This is a genomic window from Phreatobacter stygius, from assembly GCF_005144885.1.
GTDB lineage: Bacteria > Pseudomonadota > Alphaproteobacteria > Rhizobiales > Phreatobacteraceae > Phreatobacter > Phreatobacter stygius.
Map to the genome: position 1 here is coordinate 491,409 of NZ_CP039690.1, position 19,936 is coordinate 511,344.

General features: G+C 62.0%; 19 protein-coding genes. 14 read left to right on the forward strand and 5 right to left on the reverse strand.

Going from position 1 to position 19,936, the window contains the following annotated elements; translation table 11 throughout:
- Positions 1 to 6 precede the first annotated feature (6 nt).
- The 3 genes from E8M01_RS02330 to E8M01_RS02340 form a co-directional block, all read right to left on the reverse strand.
- On the reverse strand, positions 7 to 798 hold the full coding sequence (locus E8M01_RS02330) for a class I SAM-dependent methyltransferase (protein WP_136958637.1): 792 nt from the start codon (positions 796 to 798) through the stop codon (positions 7 to 9).
- Positions 799 to 1,231: 433 nt separating this feature from the next.
- Positions 1,232 to 2,374 carry a TylF/MycF/NovP-related O-methyltransferase gene (locus E8M01_RS02335; protein WP_136958638.1) on the reverse strand — a complete coding sequence of 381 codons (1,143 nt, stop codon included), beginning with the start codon at positions 2,372 to 2,374 and terminating at the stop codon, positions 1,232 to 1,234.
- Between the two features lie 133 nt (positions 2,375 to 2,507).
- Positions 2,508 to 3,578, reverse strand: a complete 1,071-nt coding sequence (locus E8M01_RS02340) for a glycosyltransferase family 2 protein (protein WP_136958639.1) — start codon at positions 3,576 to 3,578, stop codon at positions 2,508 to 2,510.
- Between the two features lie 448 nt (positions 3,579 to 4,026).
- Here E8M01_RS02340 and E8M01_RS02345 point away from each other — a divergent pair, with 448 nt between their 5' ends.
- The 11 genes from E8M01_RS02345 to E8M01_RS02395 all read left to right on the forward strand — a co-directional run bounded on the left by E8M01_RS02345 (position 4,027) and on the right by E8M01_RS02395 (position 14,111).
- The gene (locus E8M01_RS02345; RefSeq protein WP_136964409.1) at positions 4,027 to 5,511 is read left to right on the forward strand and encodes a PfkB family carbohydrate kinase; all 1,485 of its coding nucleotides are present in this window, start codon (positions 4,027 to 4,029) and stop codon (positions 5,509 to 5,511) included.
- Between the two features lie 25 nt (positions 5,512 to 5,536).
- On the forward strand, positions 5,537 to 6,283 hold the full coding sequence (locus tag E8M01_RS02350; protein ID WP_136958640.1) for a nucleotidyltransferase family protein: 747 nt from the start codon (positions 5,537 to 5,539) through the stop codon (positions 6,281 to 6,283).
- A gap of 81 nt (positions 6,284 to 6,364) precedes the next feature.
- Positions 6,365 to 7,300: an NAD-dependent epimerase/dehydratase family protein gene (locus E8M01_RS02355; RefSeq protein ID WP_136958641.1), complete on the forward strand. Its 936-nt coding sequence runs from the start codon at positions 6,365 to 6,367 to the stop codon at positions 7,298 to 7,300.
- On the forward strand, positions 7,300 to 7,905 hold the full coding sequence (locus tag E8M01_RS02360; protein WP_136958642.1) for an SIS domain-containing protein: 606 nt from the start codon (positions 7,300 to 7,302) through the stop codon (positions 7,903 to 7,905). Before E8M01_RS02355 ends, E8M01_RS02360 begins: the two co-directional genes overlap by 1 nt.
- A 6-nt stretch (positions 7,906 to 7,911) precedes the next feature.
- The gene (locus E8M01_RS02365; RefSeq protein WP_136958643.1) at positions 7,912 to 8,907 is read left to right on the forward strand and encodes a GDP-mannose 4,6-dehydratase; all 996 of its coding nucleotides are present in this window, start codon (positions 7,912 to 7,914) and stop codon (positions 8,905 to 8,907) included.
- Between the two features lie 41 nt (positions 8,908 to 8,948).
- Positions 8,949 to 9,788 carry a transketolase gene (locus E8M01_RS02370; RefSeq protein ID WP_136958644.1) on the forward strand — a complete coding sequence of 280 codons (840 nt, stop codon included), beginning with the start codon at positions 8,949 to 8,951 and terminating at the stop codon, positions 9,786 to 9,788.
- Entirely contained in the window at positions 9,785 to 10,708 is a 924-nt protein-coding gene (locus E8M01_RS02375) for a transketolase family protein (protein ID WP_136958645.1), read from the forward strand. Before E8M01_RS02370 ends, E8M01_RS02375 begins: the two co-directional genes overlap by 4 nt.
- Before the next feature lie 26 nt (positions 10,709 to 10,734).
- On the forward strand, positions 10,735 to 11,775 hold the full coding sequence (locus E8M01_RS02380; RefSeq protein ID WP_136958646.1) for a zinc-binding dehydrogenase: 1,041 nt from the start codon (positions 10,735 to 10,737) through the stop codon (positions 11,773 to 11,775).
- A gap of 14 nt (positions 11,776 to 11,789) precedes the next feature.
- Positions 11,790 to 12,410 (forward strand): hypothetical protein, encoded by a 621-nt coding sequence (locus E8M01_RS02385; RefSeq protein ID WP_246088571.1) that lies wholly within the window; start codon positions 11,790 to 11,792, stop codon positions 12,408 to 12,410.
- Positions 12,407 to 13,426 carry a phosphotransferase gene (locus tag E8M01_RS02390; RefSeq protein WP_136958647.1) on the forward strand — a complete coding sequence of 340 codons (1,020 nt, stop codon included), beginning with the start codon at positions 12,407 to 12,409 and terminating at the stop codon, positions 13,424 to 13,426. The genes E8M01_RS02385 and E8M01_RS02390 overlap by 4 nt, the downstream gene beginning before the upstream one ends.
- Before the next feature lie 22 nt (positions 13,427 to 13,448).
- The gene (locus E8M01_RS02395; protein WP_136958648.1) at positions 13,449 to 14,111 is read left to right on the forward strand and encodes a class I SAM-dependent methyltransferase; all 663 of its coding nucleotides are present in this window, start codon (positions 13,449 to 13,451) and stop codon (positions 14,109 to 14,111) included.
- A gap of 13 nt (positions 14,112 to 14,124) precedes the next feature.
- Here E8M01_RS02395 and E8M01_RS02400 read toward each other — a convergent pair whose 3' ends face one another.
- Positions 14,125 to 14,778, reverse strand: coding sequence for a D-glycero-alpha-D-manno-heptose-1,7-bisphosphate 7-phosphatase (locus tag E8M01_RS02400; RefSeq protein ID WP_170181739.1), 654 nt, complete (start codon positions 14,776 to 14,778; stop codon positions 14,125 to 14,127).
- Positions 14,779 to 15,204: 426 nt separating this feature from the next.
- Positions 15,205 to 17,589 (reverse strand): FG-GAP-like repeat-containing protein, encoded by a 2,385-nt coding sequence (locus tag E8M01_RS02405; RefSeq protein WP_170181740.1) that lies wholly within the window; start codon positions 17,587 to 17,589, stop codon positions 15,205 to 15,207.
- Positions 17,590 to 17,907: 318 nt separating this feature from the next.
- Here E8M01_RS02405 and E8M01_RS02410 point away from each other — a divergent pair, with 318 nt between their 5' ends.
- The 3 genes from E8M01_RS02410 (at position 17,908) to E8M01_RS02420 (ending at position 19,917) form a co-directional block, all read left to right on the forward strand.
- Positions 17,908 to 18,111 (forward strand): hypothetical protein, encoded by a 204-nt coding sequence (locus tag E8M01_RS02410; protein ID WP_136958651.1) that lies wholly within the window; start codon positions 17,908 to 17,910, stop codon positions 18,109 to 18,111.
- Between the two features lie 116 nt (positions 18,112 to 18,227).
- Positions 18,228 to 19,145, forward strand: a complete 918-nt coding sequence (locus tag E8M01_RS02415) for an ABC transporter permease (RefSeq protein WP_215908847.1) — start codon at positions 18,228 to 18,230, stop codon at positions 19,143 to 19,145.
- Positions 19,146 to 19,155: 10 nt separating this feature from the next.
- Positions 19,156 to 19,917: an ABC transporter ATP-binding protein gene (locus E8M01_RS02420; protein ID WP_136958652.1), complete on the forward strand. Its 762-nt coding sequence runs from the start codon at positions 19,156 to 19,158 to the stop codon at positions 19,915 to 19,917.
- The last annotated feature ends 19 nt before the right edge of the window (positions 19,918 to 19,936 follow it).

The following is a 19,936-nucleotide window of genomic DNA, read 5'->3' on the forward strand; positions in this document are numbered from 1 at the left end:
CGCCTGTCATCTGTTGTAGCTTCCGAGCACCTCCGCGGGGACGGAGCCCACGCTAGTGCTGGTTTCCACGGTGCCCATGAAGGGGACATTCTTTTGCTTCCGGTAGACGATCTGGAGGGCGATCACCGGGATCCCTGTCCGATCAAGCACCGTTTCGCGCTCGACCTGCCCGATCAATTCGAGGCGCTTGGTGAGGGCTGGAAAATAGGATTGATACTGGCGGGCCGATGCGAAGATGTTTTCGTTTGAAACCGGCCCATCAAACCACATATCGACAACTTCATATTGGTTATAGCCCGCCAGATCGAAGAAAAATCGGCTCGTATAGCAATAGTAGCCGTGATCGACGAAGCCGACGCTAGGCACGGAGTGCATGATCAGCCCGCCCTCCTTCGTCGCGGCGTGAATCGTCGCAAACACGTTCATCTGGTTGAGAATGTGCTCGCTCGTACCGAAATTGAGCACCGTGTCGTAGGCGCCGACCATATTTTCGGGCAGGCGGCTGGTGTTCAGGTCGACGACTGTGGTCTTATACCCAACCGCGATGTCGATCGCGTCGTAACCCATGCCGGCCTCCTCGAACATCTCGCCGACGAAGGACTGGTTGAGCGCGCTCCCGGAGGCATCGGCAAGCGAGCCCGCTGCAAATCGTTCCGCCCACGTGTCGAGGTCGGCGCGCGGCCGGGGATTGTGACGCCGAACGAAAGCCGCGACTTCTTCCGCAGTGGCGGTGTAAAGGTTAGAGCTGCCGTAATCCAGCACCTTTCGCCCTGCTGAAAGCAATCCGTAGCGCTCCATTACGTGAACGCTCCCCATGCTAATTCCCATAGTAATAACTCCGTTTATTGCGAGTGGGTGGCGAACACAGTATCGATCGCGGCAGGCGTGGGCGGGCGCTGATAACACATCCCCGGAGGGCCTGCTATCGATCGCCCTCGATTGCTCGACTGCCAGCATGTTCCTGGAGAGGTGGGGGCCCACTCCGAAAAGATCGCCAACTGGCCGGCATCGCCGCCAACAATGGCCGCAGCAGCTACGGTTGGAGATCAGAGACCACGGATGAACTCCGCCCCGCAAACCTAGCGCCGAAGACCGTACCCCGCCCCGGCTTCAGCGACAAGATCATCTTCTTACGCGGGCAGAGCGCGAGACCCCGATAGCTCTTCGCCAACTCGCGACGAGGAAGGCGAAATTCGCAAAATTGGCTGGACCTCTCGTGGAAAATCCATTGTCAGCCACCACTTCTCCCGAGAAACCACGACCATTTCGACGGCACAGGCCTTTCCTCCGAAGCTATTTTGATCCCCAAGCGCCCTGAATAGTCGATGCGATTGAGCAACAACGGCACCTTTTGTTCGGCGATGTACTCGTCGATGGCTTGCCGCGCCCCGAGGAAATGCCCGTAGTCATCGATGATCAGGACGCCACCTGCACACAAGCGCGGGAAAAGATGGATCATCTCGTGCCGCGTCGATGCGTACCAGTCGGTGTCGAGACGTAGGAGCGCGATGGATTCCGGCGCCGCGGCCGGCAGGGTATCCTCGACCATGCCTTTGACGAAATGGATCCGCTCCATCGGATACCCTGTCCGCGCAACGTTGGCGCGGACGTCGTCGAGGCTCGCATAGGCCCAATTGCTCTGCGTCTCACCGCGAGAATGGGGCAGCCAGCCATCGATTGCGCGGTTGCCGAACATGTCGACATCCTTCGCCGCGTCGGGCTGAGGCAAGCCTTCAAAAGTGTCGAACAAATAGATGTCGCGCTCGGTGCGACCGAGCGCCTTGAGGGCCGCCAGGGCAACCATGATGCTGCCGCCGCGCCAAACTCCACACTCCACGATCGCACCAGGTATGGCGGCGCTTTCGATATATTCTATCGCCTTGTAGAGCGCGTACATGCGCTCGACCGACGTCATGGTGTAGCGTCGCGCGCTCTCGAGGATGGGAGCGAAGTCCGGGTCGAAATCGCCGAACTTCGAGCGCTGGTCATAGTTTTCCGCCTCGGACTGGAAGTCGACATCGGTCTGCGAAGCCTCTTCGCCGGCCAGACCAAGGATGGGCGGCGGCGGCGGCTTCTTGCCGAGGCCCACCTGGACGATGCGGAGACGCTCCTTCAGATCGGCCCGATCGGGCTCAAGCTCCATCAGCGCCAGCAGCGCACGCTCCTCGAGATCGATCGGCACCAGCCTTCCTTGCTCGGCAAGCACAGCGCAAAGGCGCTGCAGAAGGTCCGAACGCGTGGGGTGGGCGCGCAGATGAATTCGCAGGCTGCGCTCCTCCATGTCGATGGGGACCGGCTTTCCCTCGCTCAGGAGAGCCGCGACCTCGTGGAGGATCCTGTCGTCGTCTGCCGAAGTGCTGGAAGTGTTGGTCATGATGGACCTTGAACTGTCGTTGAGAGATGGCCAATGCGCGTCGCCGCACGGACATGATCGAGGGGACCGGCCTGGACAGATCGGCGAGGCGCAAATGCGCTTCGGGTCTTGGGCCGGGCCAGCGTGAAGCGAGTCACGGTATGCGCGGCTTCGCGCTCGACGCCAGACGTCCCAACCGCGGCGCAAAGCCCCGCCGGGACAGCCACGTCGTCGCGAGCCCGGTGAACGAGGTCGGCCGCTCTCTGAGAGTGAGCCAGGCGAGGGCGACCAATCGGCCGAGCGGGCCACTGAGGGAGGCGGCCGCGGCAAGGACCACCCGCCCGATGGGACCGCGGCCGCCCATCTGCACCAGCACCTCTGAGTTCATTGGCCGCGCCTGCACAGCCAGGCGGCTAACCGCGAAGCGCCAGCGCCGTTCGAATGACTCCGGATACCAATCCGGGAAAGCAGGGTCAGCGCGCATCATTTCGCGTGCGAGGATGAGCCCCCTCAGGGCCCCCTCCGCATCGGCGGCCTGCCCTCGCGACAGTCCGGTCGCGCGAATCTGCCAAATCACGCCCGTGACGGGGGCAAAGCAACAGCCATGGAGGAAGGCCAGCCGCCGTAACGCATAGCCGTCTGCCATCGGGCCAAGCGCGGGGTCGAAGCCGCCTGCCTCAACGATTCGATCCCGACGCACCACGGCAGCCCCGGTCACGATCCAGTTGTCAAACCGCTCGAAAAGGCCCGCCACCTCGGCGGGCGTGAAATGTTTCGGGTGAAGCGACGGACGCACCGGCGGGCGGCAGCTGATCTCCCCGGTGTCCATATCGACGACCTCACCCTCGGCGCAGGCGAAGGCTGCGCCCGGGAAGCTCGCAAGCAGATCAAGCGTGGCCTTGAAAAGGCCCGGCTTGGTCAGGTCGTCGGCGGCGCCAAAATAGACACAGGCTCCGCGAGCCTCCTGCAAACCGCGATTGAGGGCCCGGATGGCGCCGCCATTTTCCGGCAGGGCGACGATGCGAAGCTGGGGGTAACTATTGCGCAGGCGCTCGAGGACACCAAGACTGTCATCAGTCGAGCCATCATCGACGACTATGATCTCATCGGGAGGCGGTACTTGCTCCGCAGCAGCCCGAACGGCCGCGCCGATATGGGCGCCGTGGTTGAAATTAGGAATGACGACCGAGAGGATGATAGCATCTTCCGCGCTTACGGATGTCATAGGACCGCACTCGTCGATAGTCCGACCGACCGAGCGGTGAAACCGAGCCCGCGTTCAGCCCGCATTGCGCTGTTCCACCGACAAACTTCGTCGCAGCCTGCTTCGCAGCAAACGATCTGTGAGGTACGCCACGACCGCCAATGCCTAATTGGTGCCTTAGTAGATGACTGGCCGAGACTTAGCAACGTGGATAAGCGATCGAAGCGACTCGGCAATCCACGCAGGCTCGAGAAAATGCCAGAATATTGGCAGTCTGGACGACTAGCGGACCTGAATACCGCTGCACGTCGGGCGGGCGGCTCCGAACGAGCATCTTCCATCGACCAGCCCCTTGTTGCTGACAGGGAGAGCGTCTATTGGGCAGCCAATCAACCGGGTCCCTTCTTGAAGGCACCTGCAATACGAGTTCGTGGCCGACGATAGCCCGGCCTCTCGCCAATTCGGAGTGATGCGATTGCAGTCCAGCGCCGATCGAATCAGGTTGAATGTCCCGAACGGCAGCCGCGTGGCGTTCGTTTCCGGCAATTTCAACATCCTTCATCCTGGACATCTGCGGCTATTGCGCTTTGCGTCGGATCTCGCCGACGTGCTTGTCGTAGGCCTCAACCCGGACGGCACGTCAGGAGTGACCGTTCCCGGGGAGATGCGCATCGAGAGTATTCTGGCGCTGTCGTTTGTACAGAATGCCGTGCTCCTGTCGGAAAGCCCAACACAGTTCATTTCCCGCCTGAAGCCTGATTTCGTGGTCAAGGGCAAGGAATTCGAGCAACTGAATAATCCCGAGGCCAAGGCTGTCGTGGGCTATGGCGGCAAGCTCATCTTCTCGTCAGGCGAAATGCGGTTCGCCTCGATGGAGTTACTGCAGAAAGAATACACCGATACCGTCTTTTCGACCATTCACAAGCCGCCGAACTTTCACGCCCGACATCGCTTCGAAATGGCTGACCTCCACAGGCTGCTCGGAGATTTTGAGAAAGTTCGCGTCACTGTCATCGGCGACATCATCATCGACGACTACATTACCTGCGAGCCGCTGGGCATGTCCCAGGAGGACCCGACGATCGTCGTGACGCCGCTCGAAACCAAGACTTTCGTCGGCGGAGCCGGTGTCGTTGCGGCACACGCGCGAAATCTCGGGGCGCAGACCCGCTTCTTCAGTGTGTTCGGCGCGGATGACGCCGCGGACTATGCCTGCGCAGCCTTGAAAGACATGAATGTCGAGGTCCATGCTTTTCGAGACGAGACCAGACCGACGACCCGCAAGCAGCGCTATCGTGCCCATAACAAGACCCTGTTGAGGGTCAACCATTTGCGGCAGCACGCGGTGAGCGCGGAGATCAGCGATACGATGCTGGATCAGTTGACGGCAGTCTTGAACGATACCGACCTCATCATGTTCTCCGACTTCAACTACGGCTGCCTGCCCCAGCGCTTCGTCGACCAGGTCACCAAGCTGGCGAGAGAGCGCGGCATTCCCATGACCGCCGACAGCCAGGCATCGTCGCAGATGTCGGACATCTCCCGCTTCCGCGGCATGGCGCTGGTCACGCCCACCGAGCGCGAAGCGCGCCTGGCGCTCCACGACTCGAACTCGGGCCTCGCTTTCCTCGCGCAGGACCTGCACGAAAAGGCGATGGCCGAGAGCGTCATCATTACGCTCGGCGGCGAGGGCATGCTGATTCTCGGCCGCGGCGAGGACGGCCAGCCGCTAACGGACAGGCTCCCTGCGATGAATAAGGCCCCGAAGGATGTCGCGGGAGCCGGCGACAGCCTTTTCACCGCAGCCTCCATCGCGCTTTGCACCGGGGCAGACATTTGGCGCAGCGCCTATCTGGGCGGCATAGCTGCCGCCTGCCAGATCTCCCGCGTCGGAAACTCGCCCTTGAAGGCCAGCGACATTCTCATTGAACTCGACCAGCCCGATATCGAGTAGCGGCATCCAGAGGAGTAGACGGAAGATGCGGGCATTGCTCCTTGCAGCCGGCCTCGGGACACGGCTGAGACCACTCACCCTCACCGTGCCCAAGTGCCTCGTTCCTGTGCACGGCAAGCCCTTGCTCGGCTATTGGCTGGAGCATCTCTTTGCTGGTGGAATCGAGCGCGTGCTCATCAACACGCATTGGCTCGCCTTGCCGGTGCGCGACTATGTAGCCGCCTCGCCTTGGCGCTCTCGGATCGATCTGGTCCACGAGGAGGAGCTCCTGGGGACCGGCGGCACGGTCCTCGCGAATCGCGACTGGCTGAACGGCGCGCCTTTCCTGCTCGCCCACGCGGACAATCTCACCGACTTCGACGTTTCAACGTTCCGGCGCCGTCACGAGGATCGGCCGAAGGGGTGCGCCATGAGCATGCTGGCCTTCAGGACCGACGACCCGAGATCCTGCGGAGTATTGGAGCTGGATGCCGCCTGCGTGCTTCAAGCGTTCCACGAGAAAGTTCCGGATCCTCCGGGCAATTTGGCCAACGCGGCTGTTTATATCTGCGAGCCCGAGATAGCCGAGTTCATCGCGAGCCTGGGCAAGCCGATCGTCGACTTTTCCACGGAAGTCATCCCCAGATTCATCGGCGAGACTCTGGCCGTGGAGACCTCAGGATATCACCGTGATATAGGCTCGCCCGCGAGCCTCAAGGCCGCAGAGAGAGAGTATCGGCCACATCGGGACGCGGCCGATAAATCCGGCCCCGGTTGGTTGACATCGAATTGAAAACGAGCGAGTTCGACCGTGGGCATATCTCTACTGCTGTCGCTCGGCGGCGCGTTTGAGTTGCCTTGGGAGTAGGTGCTTATGAAACTGTTCGTGACGGGTGCATGCGGTTACAAGGGCACTGTTCTCGTGCCAAAATTGCTCGAAAAGGGCCACGAAGTTGTGGCTTTCGACATCCAGTGGTTCGGGAACAATCTTCGCCCCCATCCGATGCTTACAGTTGTCAAAGGAGACGTCTGCAACCCTGAGGAATATGACCTCACCGGCATCGACGCAATTATTCACCTCTCGTCCATCGCGAACGACCCGGCCGGTGACCTTAATCCGAAGCTCACGTGGGAAGTCAGCTGCCTCGCGACCATGCGGTTGGCCGATATGGCGGTCCGCCAGGGCGTCAAACGCTTCATTTATGCCTCATCCGGCAGCGTCTATGGTGTGAAGGACGAAGAGCAGGTCACCGAAGACCTGGAGCTCGTTCCGATCAGCGAATACAACAAGACCAAAATGTGCGCGGAACGCATCCTTCTTTCCTACAAGGAAGAAATGGTGGTGCAGATCGTGCGACCGGCGACCGTCTGCGGTTTCTCGCCGACCATGCGCAACGATGTCTCCGTCAACATGCTCACGATGCTGGCGCTGAAGAACGGCAAAATCACTGTTTTCGGCGGCGAGCAGACGCGGCCGAACGTCCATATGGACGATATCACCGACCTCTACATCTTCCTGCTCGACCACCCCGAGCATCTCGGCATCTTCAATGCCGGCTTCGAGAATATCACCATCCGAGAGATCGCGGAGATGGTCGCCAAGCACGTCGATGCCGAGATCGTGGTGACGCCGTCGAATGATCCGCGATCCTACCGGGTCAATTCCGACCGATTGCTGGCCACGGGCTTCCGGCCCAAGAAAACGGTCGAGGACGCCATCAAGGAGTTGGTCGGCCTTTGGCGCCAGGGCGCCTGGCAGGATTCGCCAAGTTTCCATCGCATGAAATGGATGCAGCAGGAGATCCTGTGATGTTGGACCTGCGGCAGGCTGGCAAGGCCGCGCATGCGGGCCATTTCCAGGCCTATTCGGCGCGTCTCGGGGAATTGCTCTCCAAGCAGGACTGGACCGGGGCCGTGGCGCTTGCCGACGACCTCGTGGATTGCTGGAAGACGGGACGGCAGGTGTTCTTGATCGGCAACGGCGGCGCTGGCGGCAGCGCCGTACACCTTGCCAACGACTTCATGTACCCGATCTCGAAGCGCAAGGGCTCCGGCCTTCGCGTGCACTCCCTTCTGGCGAACCCTGCGATCGTCACATGCATCGCCAATGATGAGGGTTACGATCAGATCTTCGCCTATCAACTCGCGGTGCAGGCCAACCCGGGGGATGTGCTGATCGCCATTTCCGGAAGCGGCAATTCCAACAACATCCTGGTGGCGCTGGAAGAGGCCAAGCGGATCGGCATGCGCTCCTATGCCCTTGTCGGCTTCTCAGGCGGCAAGGCGAAGGAATTGGCCGACGTCAGTGTCCATTTCGAGACCAATGACATGCAACTCGCCGAGGATGCCCAGATGATTCTGGGCCACATGCTCATGCAGCACCTTTATTCTTGGCGCGACGACCTGGGACTGTAGGCGACCATGGCAGATCCAAAACTCCTGGTTCTCGGCTCGAATTCGTTTTCGGGCGCCAGCTTCTGCGACTATCTCGCGGAGCAGGGATATGATGTGGTCGCGACCAGCCGGTCCGCGGAGCCGCATCTCGCGATGCTGCCCTACAAATGGGAGAAGCGCCGCGGCTCGGTGCGCTTCGATCAGATCGACATCAATCACGACCTGGACAAGCTGGGAGCCCTGATGCGGCGTGAACGCTTCACCCATGTCGTGAACTTCGCCGCCCAGAGCATGGTGGGCCAAAGCTGGGACCGACCCGACGACTGGATGATGACCAATGTCGTCTCCACGGTTCGCCTGCATGTCCTGCTGCGCGGTCTCGATTTCCTGGATCGCTACGTCCACGTGACGACGCCGGAAGTTTACGGCTCGACCGAGGGATGGGTTCGCGAGGACACGCCGTTCAACCCCTCCACGCCCTATGCGGTTTCGCGTGCGGCCGGCGATATGTCGCTCAAGACCTTCGTCGACACCTATCAACTGCCGGCCGTTTCCACCCGGGCGGCCAATGTCTACGGGCCCGGCCAGCAGCTCTATCGGATCATTCCGCGGACGATCTATGCCGCGATGACCGGGCAGCAGCTGAAGCTCGACGGTGGCGGCAAATCCGTTCGCGTGTTCATCCACATGCGCGATGTATCGGATGCCACGCTGAAGATCGCGCTGACCGGAAACGTGGGGGAAACCTACCACATTTCGGGATATGAGTTGGTCACGATCCGTCAGCTCGTTGAGATGATCCTTGGCCGTCTCGGCAAATCCTTTACGGAATATGTCGAGATCGGTCCCGACCGGCCTGGAAAGGACCAGGCCTATATGCTGGACAGCTTCAAGCTGAGAACCGGGCTCGGCTGGCAGGACCGGATCTCGCTCAGCCAGGGACTGGACGACGTCATTGCCTGGGCAGAGCGCTTCCGTTCCGATCTACCGGGGCTGCCCGCCGCCTATGTGCACAAGCCGTAAGGCAATACCTGCCGATTTCGCCCAGGATTGGGGAACAGAAAATGAATATGGTGCTCAGGGAACCTAATGCCGAGATGCTGCGGCGCAAAGCCGCGGAACTGCGCGGACGCGTGGTGCTGATGAGCCATCAGGCTCAGTCCGCTCATCTCGCTTCCTCGCTCTCGTGCTGCGATGTCCTTGCAGCGGCATATTGGCATGCGCTGCGCATCGAGCCGTCCAAGCCCAATGATCCGACCCGCGACCGCTTCATCCTGTCCAAGGGTCACGCGGCGATGGCGATCTATACCACGCTCGCATTCCGCGGCTTTTTTCCCGTCGAGAAGCTCGACACCTACAACCAGGACGGGGGCCAGCTGGCCGAGCACCCGCCGGCCAACCTCCTGCCCGGCATCGAGGCAGCGACCGGTTCGCTCGGTCATGGCCTGCCCATCGGATGCGGCATTGCGCTTTCCGGGCGCATCAACAAGGCGCAGCCCTATCGTGTCTATGCGCTGCTGTCGGACGGCGAATGCAATGAAGGCTCGGTCTGGGAAGCGGCCATGTTTGCGGCGGCCCAGAAGCTCGAGAATTTGTGCGTGATCGTCGACTACAACAAATGGCAAGCGACGGCCCGCTCGAACGAAACCCTGCAGCTGGCGCCATTGCGCGAGAAGTGGGAAAGCTTCGGCTGGGATGCGATCGAAATCGACGGTCACGACGTCGGCCTGCTCGCCAAGCTGCTGAGCAATATTCCGAACGGTTCGGGCAAACCTGTCGCGATCGTCGCCCACACCGTCAAGGGCAAGGGCGTCTCCTTCATGGAGGACGACAACAACTGGCATTATCGCGCCCCGACCGCCGCCGAGGTTGAAGCCGCGCACAAGGAGCTTGGTCTCATATGAGAAACGCCTTCGCCGATGAACTGACCAAGCTGGGCATGGACGATCCGCGCGTCGTCATGCTTTCCGGCGATATCGGCAACAAGCTGTTCGACAAGTTCCGTGCCGCTCAGCCCGACCGCTTCTTCAATTGTGGCGTGGCCGAAGCCAATATGACGGGCCTTGCAGCCGGCTTGGCGATGAACGGCCTCAGGCCGTTCACCTACACGATCACGCCGTTCGTGACGACGCGCTGCCTGGAGCAGATACGCACCGATGTTTGTTACCACGACGTTCCCGTGACCATCGTGGCCGTCGGCGCCGGCCTTGCCTATGCCGGCCTTGGCCCCACGCACCACGCTTGCGAAGACATCGCCTTCCTGCGTGCCCTGCCGAACATGAAGGTCATTTGCCCCGGGGATCAGTGGGAGGTTCGCGCGGCCATTCGCGCGGTCGCCAAGCAGGACAAGCCGGCCTATATCCGCATGGGCAAGAAGGGTGAGCCGACAATTCATAAGGGGCCGCTGGTCGACTTCGAGATCGGCAAGGCGATCACCATCAGCGAGGGCGATGAGATCTGCCTTCTGTCGACCGGAAACATGCTGGCGGAGGCCGTGGAAGCGGCCAAGATGCTCGGCGATGCCGGGCGTTCGACGCGCGTTGTCAGCTTCCACACGGTGAAGCCTCTCGACGAGGCTTGCCTGGAAGAGGCGCTTGCCCGCTTCAAGCTCGTCGTGACCATCGAAGAGCACAGCCTGATCGGCGGTTTCGGTTCGGCGGTGGCGGAATGGGCCATCGACAACGGCCAAGACACCCGCAAGCTGATGCGCGTCGGCACACCCGACGCGTTCTTCAAGCGTTCCGGCGAACAGGAATATGCGCGCGAGCAGCTTGGCCTCACCGGTCACCAGATCGCACACCGCATCATGGAGCGATTGGCCTGAACGGCCGATCGTGTTGCGAGGATAAGATGAAGACTGAAGCCGCCCTGCTCGTGAAGACCGGCGAACCGTTGGTCATTGCAACCATCGAGACACCACCGCTCAAGCCCGGCCAGGTGCTGGTAGAGGTCGCCTATTCCGGAGCCTGTGGCACGCAGCTGATGGAAGTTGCCGGTGACAAGGGCGAAGACAAGTGGGTGCCCCATTGTCTCGGCCACGAAGGCACCGGCACTGTGATCGAGATCGGGTCGGCCGTGACCAAGGTCAAGCCCGGCGATCAGGTCGTGCTGTCCTGGATCAAGGGGTCCGGCATCGAAGCCGGAGGCGCCGTTTATGACTGGGACGGCAAACCGGTCAATGCCGGCGGCGTCACCACGTTCCAGCGCCATGCCGTGGTCTCGGAGAACCGCTTGACGCACCTGCCGGACGGCCTGCCAATGGATGTCGCGGTCCTGCTCGGCTGTGCCGCGCCAACCGGAATGGGCTCGGTCTATAATGTCCTCAATGTCAAGGCTGGCGACTCCGTCGTCGTCTTCGGCACTGGCGGCATTGGCCTCAATGCTGTCATGGCGGCTGCGATCGCCGGTGCCTCGCCGGTGATCGGCGTGGACCTGAAGGCGGCACGCCGTGATCTCGCGCGCGCGTTCGGCGCTACGCACGTGATCGACCCGAACGAGGGCGACGTCGCCCAGCAGATCAAGGCAATCACACCTCATGGTGTCGACTTGGCCGTGGAAGCGACCGGCTCGCCGGATGTCATGAAGACGGCCATCGGCGTCACGCGCATGCAGGGCGGCAAGGCGGTGGTCATCGGCAATGCTCGCCACGATGCTGCGCTGACCATCAACCCTTCGGTCTTCAACCAAGGCAAGAGCCTTTTGGGCACCTGGGGTGGCGACAGCGTTCCCGATCGCGACTATGCCCGCTACGGCCGGCTCATCAGCGGAACGCGCTACCCGGTTCGCGACCTCCTGTCTGCTCCCTACAGTCTGGAACAGGTCAACGAAGCCCTTGACGACCTGCGCGCCGGGCGGATCGGTAGGCCGCTCATCGACATGAGGAAGCGGTGAGCGGGGGAACTCTCTTGCGCATCGGCATCGACTTCGACAACACGATCGCATGCTATGACGGCGTCTTTCACGCCGCAGCCCTGGAGCGCGACCTCGTTCCACAGGGGCTGGGGACAGGAAAGACCGCCGTTCGCGACTATCTCAACGGAGCCGGCCGCAAGGACGAGTTCACCGAACTGCAGGGCTATGTCTACGGCACGAGGATGGACCTGGCGTCCACCTATCCCGGTTGCGAAACCTTCGTCTCGCGCGCGCTCGCCGAGCGGCACGAGCTCTTCGTGGTCAGCCACAAGACGCGGCATCCGATTCTCGGACCGAAATACGACATGCATGCCGCCGCACACGGCTTCCTCGCAGCCAGGGGGCTCTCCGGTTCAGGGCGGATCCCCGACGACCGAATATTCTTCGAGCCGACCAAGGAAGAGAAGGTCGCGCGCGCGGCCGCGCTTGGGATCGACGTTTTCATCGACGATCTTCCGGAAATCCTGACCATGCCGGGCTTTCCCGCCACCGCACGGCGCATTCTCTTCGATCCCGAAGGCGCACATTCCGGCCGAATGGCGAGCTATGCAGGCGTCGAGAATTATCGCGGCTGGGACGAAGTCGCGACGGCGGTGCTGGGGCCTGCGAAGTGACCGATGAGGAACTCGCCGGCCTCGCCGAGACCTTGGCAAGCGCTGCGGGATTGACCAGGCCGACCGCTTTGCGCCGTCTCGCCGGAGGCCGGAACAACCGCGTCTTTCACGTCTCCATGGAAGACGGGAGCTGCGTTGTCCTCAAGCTCTACCATTCCGACCCACGGGACCCGCGCGACCGGCTGGGAGCCGAGTGGAGCTTCCTGAACTATGTCTGGGAACGCGGCGTGCGGAACGTGCCCCGTCCGCTGACCCGCGACAAGGCGCGCCACGCTGCGTTGTACGACTTTGTTCCAGGACGGAAGATCGCGGCCGACGAAATCGATGCGGCTGTTGTCGCCAAGGCCGCCGACTTCGTGATCGCCATTAACGGCGAGCCGTGCCAACCGGAGCGCCTTGCTCCGGGATCGGAAGCTTGCTTTTCGATGGCCGATCACCTGGCGACCGTCGACCGGCGGGTGGCCCGACTGGACGGGATCGACGAGCATGCGCCATTCGCCGCCGAGGCCGCCTCTTTGGTCGCGAACCGGCTGCACCCCCTTTGGCAGCGCGCGAGTAGCGCCATAAGCGAAGGCGCGAAAGCGGAGGGCATAGCCCTTGATGCATCGATCGCCTCGGTATGCGTGTCACCCTCGGATTTCGGTTTTCACAATGCTCTGCTGGATGAGGCCGGCAGGGCAGGCTTTATCGATTTCGAATATGCCGGCCGTGACGACCCCGCCAAACTCGTCTGCGATTTCTTCTGCCAGCCGGAAGTTCCCGTACCGCCGGCCGCCTTCGATGCCTTCGTCGCCGCGATAGCAGGCCCGCTCGGCCTTGTCCGGGATGACCTGTGGCGCTGCCGCACCCTGCTGCCCGCCTACCGGTTGAAGTGGGTGTGCATCATCCTCAATGAGTTTCTGCCGATCGGCGCCAGCCGGCGAGCCTTCGCGGATGAAGGGGACCGCGCCATCCGCGCGCAACAGCAGATCGACAACGCGCGCCGCCAGCTCGACCTCGTCGCCACCCAGCTTTGATCAACGACCCCAGTGAGGAACCATGTCGTATCGAGAGTTCGTAAGTCTGGTCCACAAGTCTACCAAGCGCGACTACCTTGCCCGGGTGACCGAGCGAGACAAGGCAGAGGTCTCCGAACTCGCGCTGGAGTGGGGCCACGACTATTGGGACGGCAGCCGCCAGACCGGCTATGGCGGATACCGCTATGACGGCCGCTGGCGGAAGGTCGCCGACGCCATGGTGGCTGCCTATGGCATCAAGCCCGGCATGCGCATCCTCGATGTCGGCGCCGGCAAGGGCTTCCTGCTGCACGACTTCACGGAATCCGTGCCCGGCGTGGAAGTCCACGGGATCGACGTCTCCGGCTACGCCATCGAACACGCGATGGAAAGCGTGAAGGACAAGATCGTCGAGGGAACCGCCGCGAAGCTTCCCTTCCCGGACGGTCATTTCGACCTCGTCATCTCGATCAATACGCTGCACAATCTGTACGTTTACGACCTCTTCTCGGCCCTCGGCGAGATGGAACGCGTCAGCCGTGGCGCCAAATATTTGTGCGTCGAGGCCTATCGCAACGAGCGCGAGAAGATGAACCTGATGTATTGGCAGCTCACCTGCCGCGCGTTCCACACGCCACAGGAATGGGAGTGGATCTTCGGCAAGACCGGATATACCGGCGATCACGAGTTCATTACGTTCGAGTAACACCCGCCTGCCGCTAGGCGGACATTTGCCTCAGCGCGGCTTCGATCGCCGCGGCAGGGCCTTCGGCAATCGCGGTCTCATAGCCATTCCGCGCCCAATCGAAGCGACAGTCTTCGAGGGCGCGGACATTCTCCGCGCCATATCCTGTCAGCACCAGCGTGCCGGATCGCAGTCCGGCGTTTCGCCCGGCTTCAAGGTCGGAGAGACGGTCGCCAATGATCACCGACCGCGCAAGATCGAGCTCCATGCGATCGCGCGCCGCAAAAAGCATTCCGGGACCCGGCTTGCGCCAGTCGCATTCATCGACATCGAATGGTGGGATCCCGCTGCCGTGGTAGGCGCAGGCGAGGACAGCATCAAGTCTGGCGCCCCGCGTGGCAAGCTGTCTGATGATTTCCGCCTGTACGGTGGCAAACTCTTCCCATCCGAAATGGCCTCGGGCGATCCCGGATTGGTTTGTGACAATCACCACCGGAATACCGCCAGCATTAACCCTCGCGATTGCCTCGGCAACGCCGAAGCTGAGCCGCACATCTTCGATGCGCCGCAGGAAGTGCACCTCCTCGACCACGACACCGTCCCGATCCAGAAAGAGCGCAGGACGATTCGGCTTCAAGTCAGGAGTGAGCTGCTGCGCCCAGAGTCCGATGCTTTCGAGCGGATGCAATTGCGTGTCCGTGCCTTGAATTGGAATGCAAAAATGGATCGGCCAAAGCTGGTGTGCCAGATCCCGCTGAAGGTCAACCGACTTTGCAATGCACACACCAGATGGCGGGCGGCGTAGCACGGAGCCCGCTTAGAAATCGCTGCTGCGGTCCGATGCCAGCCCTCAAGGGACTGAAAATCACGCTGAGCATGGCAATATTCGCGAAGCGTTCCTAGCCGCGAATGGTACCTATGGCCTTGCCAGAAAGCTTCGTTGCGTCGAGTAGCTTGACGATCCCGACGAAAGAGAGAGGCCAGTTTTGAACGATGTCCTTCGTCAGACGATCTCTGACGGGGACGACGGGACAGGGGCAAGCGGAAGCACTCGGGCGCATTGCGAGCCGGGCAACCCTGGCCCATTTTTTCGGCGAGACAGAAAACCCAACGACTATGCGATGATGTTGTTGTGGATGATTGTCGCTGCGACGACATTTTGAAGCGTCACAGCCGTGACCCAATGATGTTGATTAGTGGGATCGGTGTCGATTTGAACCAGGGTGTCCGCGCCTGACTGCGCAAATTTGACAACACCGTCGTTCAGGCCATCCGTACCAGCATAGCCGGTGGCAGCCAGAAGACCGTGCAACTGCAGAACGTCACCGCCGGCGCCCGCCTGGAAATCCGTAATTTTCTTGCCAGTTTCGTTCAGCGCATTGAAGACGAAGGTATCGGAACCGGGGCCACCGGTCATGATGTCGCCAGCAGCGGCGAACGTCCAGACTGCCGTTCGCCCGGTCGTGTCGGTCCAGAGAAGATCCGAGACCCCATCCCCATTCTGATCACTGACACTCTTCAAATTCCATGTCGCACCGAGCTGCGACGCCAGCGAGGTAAACTGGGTGATCTGCGCCCCGTTCATCTGCAAAATCTGAACATTGTTCGAGGTGTCGACCCAGACGAGGTCATCCTTGCCGTCTTTGTTGAAGTCACCGGAGCCCGCCAAGCGCCACTCGGCACCCATTTGGCCAAAACTCGCCGTGGCCGTTGCGACGGTGGCGCCGTTCATCGCCCACATCGCGATCGTCCCGGATGTATTCTGCCAAACCACATCGTCGCGACCGTTGCCATAGAAGTCGCCGATAGCTGCCACATGCCAAGCCGACGTCATCCGGCTGGTTGTCGCGCCGAAGCCTTGCAAGCTGGTTCCGTTCATCAACCAGATCGCGCCGTCGCCAGAGCCGGTGGTCCAGAAGATGTCGGACTTTCCGTCGCCATTGAAATCGCCGATGCCGGCGACGCTCCATTCAGCCCCCATTTTACCGGCCGACAGAGCGAAGACTTGAAGGCTGGCGCCATTCATCTGCCAGATCGCGATCTGGCCAGAGGTCGTCCAGACGATGTCAGCCTTGCCATCACCGTTGAAATCGCCGGTGCCGATGGCGGTCCATTCCGCTCCCATCCGCCCGCCTATAGGATTGAACTGAGACAGGGCCCCGTTGGCAAAGGTCCATAGCGCAGCCTCGCCAGAACTGATCCAGAGCAGATCCCCAACGCCGTCTCCGTTGAAATCGCCCGTACCCAGGGGGTTCCACTCGGCGCCCATCCGGCCGGCCTGCGCTGGCGTTCCAGCGACCGCTAGGACAGGATTATCGGCGCCGCCAGCAAGGACGTCGTTGCCGAGCCCTCCGTACAACGTGTCGTTTCCTAGCCCACCATACAGTGTGTCATTCCCCGCCCTCCCATCCAAAACATTATCCGCCGCATTCCCCGTGATCGTGTCATTGCCCGAACCACCGATCGCATTCTCGATCAAGGACCGGACATCGCCATTATACTGCAGCGCATTGAACACGTTGCCGCGGGCCACGTGGCCGTTGCCGAGACCGGCGAGTTGCGCCGACGACAGAACCGACCAGCCGCCGGGTGTCAGGTCGATGGTTTCGTTGCTCGTGTAGTTGGAAAAGTCGAAGGTGTCGGTGCCGTTGCCGTCCCAGATCGTCAGGAAGACGCGGTTGCCGCCGGGCGCACCCTGGCCGACGCCGTTGATGAACATTTCGCCCGATGTCGGCGAGAACGTATAGGTCGAGTTGCCGGCATTGGTGGTGAAATTGGCGCCATACATGGCCTGGATCGCCGCGATGTCATACATCATCAGCGTCTGGGCGAAGCCATAGCTCTCGTTGGTGTAGCCGGTCAGCGGCGCGCCGGGATAGGCGCGGTAGGTCATGACCGAGAATTCCATCGAATCCCGGTCGGCGGTCATCGCGATATTGCCCGGGCCGCCGGTTTCCTGGCCGTGTTTCAGGCCCAGCGAATGGCCGAGCTCGTGCAGCATGGTGTGCCAGCCGTAATTGCCCTTGGCCGGACTGCCGTTGCCGCCATTGATGCCCAGCCAGACGTCGCCGCCCACCTGATCGTCATAGGGGTAGTAGGCAAAGGCAGTCGCGGGATAGGTCGAGCGGGCAATGGTGATGTCGACGGCCGGCGTATTCGGCCCGGTAATGCCGGCAGCGCTGACCTCGGTGAAGCGCAGGCCCGAAACCGCCGCATAACCGGCAAACGCCGCCCGCGCCGCCGTCTGCTGGGCGGCGGTGGCCACCTGGAACCCCTGCAGCGCATTCTGGTCGTAATAGCCCGCGTCGAAATAGCTGCGGGTCGGAAACATGAAGCTGAGTGTGGTGCTGTCCCACTTCTGGCCGGTGAGCAGGCCATCGATGTTCTGGACGCCAGTCCCCCCTTGCGCGGTGTCGCCGGCTGCCGCCGCCGCCATTGGCCCACCGGTGGCGGTGGCGGCGAAACCGGCGGCCCCGTCATGCCTCAGGCCCGCAAGCACGGGATTTCCGGACATGAGCGAACAGGCAAGGCACATGGGCGCTCCATGTCGTCTTGAAGGATAAGGGCAATGCAATGCCGGCGTCGGCGGCACCATGGCACCGCCGACCTTGCCGAAACGTTAACTGGCCATCCCGCGGCTGGGCATTTGGCGGGAATCAGGGTCAAGCTGGACCCCTCGCCGCGCCACCATCGCCGCGCTAGCATGCTCTTGCTGACAGCCGCCTGAAGCTCCGGCGGGCCGGCGCGCCCGGGGCACAGGCGGCGGCCCGCCTTCTGCCCATTCTCGCCCTCCCCGTCAATCCCGCCGAGGCCCCCAATGCCCGATCGCCCAGGCCCTTTCGCTCCCGATCGTGACGACCCGCCACGGGCACGTGACGGCGACATCGCGATCCGCGAGGAATTCGATGCCGCCATCCGCGCCGGTACCGCCGCGGCGCTCGACATGGTCATCGCCCGCCACCCCCAGCACGCCCTCGCGGCCGCCGCCCGGGCCCGGCTGGCGGCCAAGCCAGGTCGCTGACGACCGAGCCCGCCGTCACCTCGGGAGAGGCAGGTCGCTTCCGAAGCCGAAGCCCGCTTCTGGATCAGAACCGTGGTCGCCGCTACGATCAGTGAGAGTTCGCCAGAGTGCCGATCTTGACCATTTCTCGCCGCCTTTTTCCCAACAGCTCTGCTATGGGAGAGCCAAGCATCGCAGCTTCGGCGGCGACGGTTTCAAATTTGGCGACTTCCGAAGGATCGATAGTGCTGACTTCCTTGTCCGCTGACGACCGAAGGCGCGCCTTCCGCGACATCACGTCGGGAATCCGTCAATGGCGGATCTGGTGGCTGCTCGGCACCGGCGATATCCGCTCGCGCTACGCGCGGTCGCGGCTCGGCCAGTTGTGGATCACCGTGAGCATGGCGATCTTCGTGATCGCGATCGGCCTGGTCTACAGCATGCTGTTCAACCAGCCGATCCAGCAGTTCCTTCCCTATATCGCGGCCAACATGGTCGTCTGGGCTCTCATCGCGGGGATCATTGGCGAGAGCGGCACAATCTTCACGCAGTCCGAGAGCTTCCTCCGCCAGGAGCCGCTCCCGAGAACAGTCTTTGTAATGCGTATCCTCGTCCGCAACACCATGAGTTTCGCGCACAATATAATCCTGGTGCCGATCTGTTTCCTGGCCATGGGCCACTGGCCCTCCTGGACGTGGTTGCTGGTTCCGCTCGGGCTCGGTCTGATTCTGATCGCCGGCTTCTTCACGGCGCTCCTGCTGGGCTTGCTGTGCACGCGCTTCCGCGACCTGCCGCAGATCATCCAAAGCATCATCCAGATCGCGTTTTTGATCACGCCCGTGATGTGGCCCGCCGAGAGTTTGCGCGGTAAGGCGGCATGGGTCGTCAACTACAATCCATTTGCCGCGTTCCTGCATATTGTGGCGGAGCCGTTGCGCGGTATTGTCCCCAGTGCCTGGACCTATTCGCTGGCTGTCGCGGCGATCCTGCTGCTGGCGGCAGCGAGCCTCCCGCTCTTTACGCGCTTTCGTGCCCGTATCGTCTATTGGCTGTGAGCAGAAGCCGGTGGCCTCCATCATCATCCAAAACGCCGGCGTCGATTTCGTGATTTACAATGCCCAGGGCCGTTCCCTGCGTAACGACATTCTCCGTCGTGTCGGCGGCAAGGTCGGCAAGGGCGAAGGTCATCGTGTCACTGTCCAGGCCCTTCGCGGCATCGATCTGACAGTGCGCCCCGGAGACCGGCTTGCCCTCGTCGGCCATAACGGCGCGGGCAAGTCGACGCTGCTGCGGGTGATGAGCGGCGCCTACGAACCGTCGTCAGGCAGCGCGACAATCGAGGGAAAGGTCTCGTCGCTGCTCGATCTCACCATGGGCATGGATTACGAGTTGACCGGCCGGCAGAACATCGTGCTGCGCGGCGTCTTCCTGGGCATGACCTTCGCGGACGCAAACGCCATGGTGCCCGAAATTGCCGATTTCTCCGAGCTCGGTGCCTATCTCGAGCTCCCGATGCGCACCTATTCGAGCGGCATGGTCCTTCGCCTCGCTTTTGGCGTCTCGACCGCGGTTCAGCCGGACATCATCCTGCTCGATGAGATGATCAGCGCCGGCGACATCGGCTTTGTCGAAAAGGCCAAGAAACGGCTGGACGAGATGCTGTCGCGCGCCCGCATCCTGGTGCTCGCATCCCACAGTCCAGCCACGCTGCGCCAGTACTGCAACCGGGCGGTCCTGTTGCGACAAGGTCAGATCGTCGCTGAGGGTCCGCTCGAGGACATCCTTGCGCGATCCAGCGACGAACCGGCGGACCAGCCGGCAAATTAGCACGGTCTCACCCGCATCC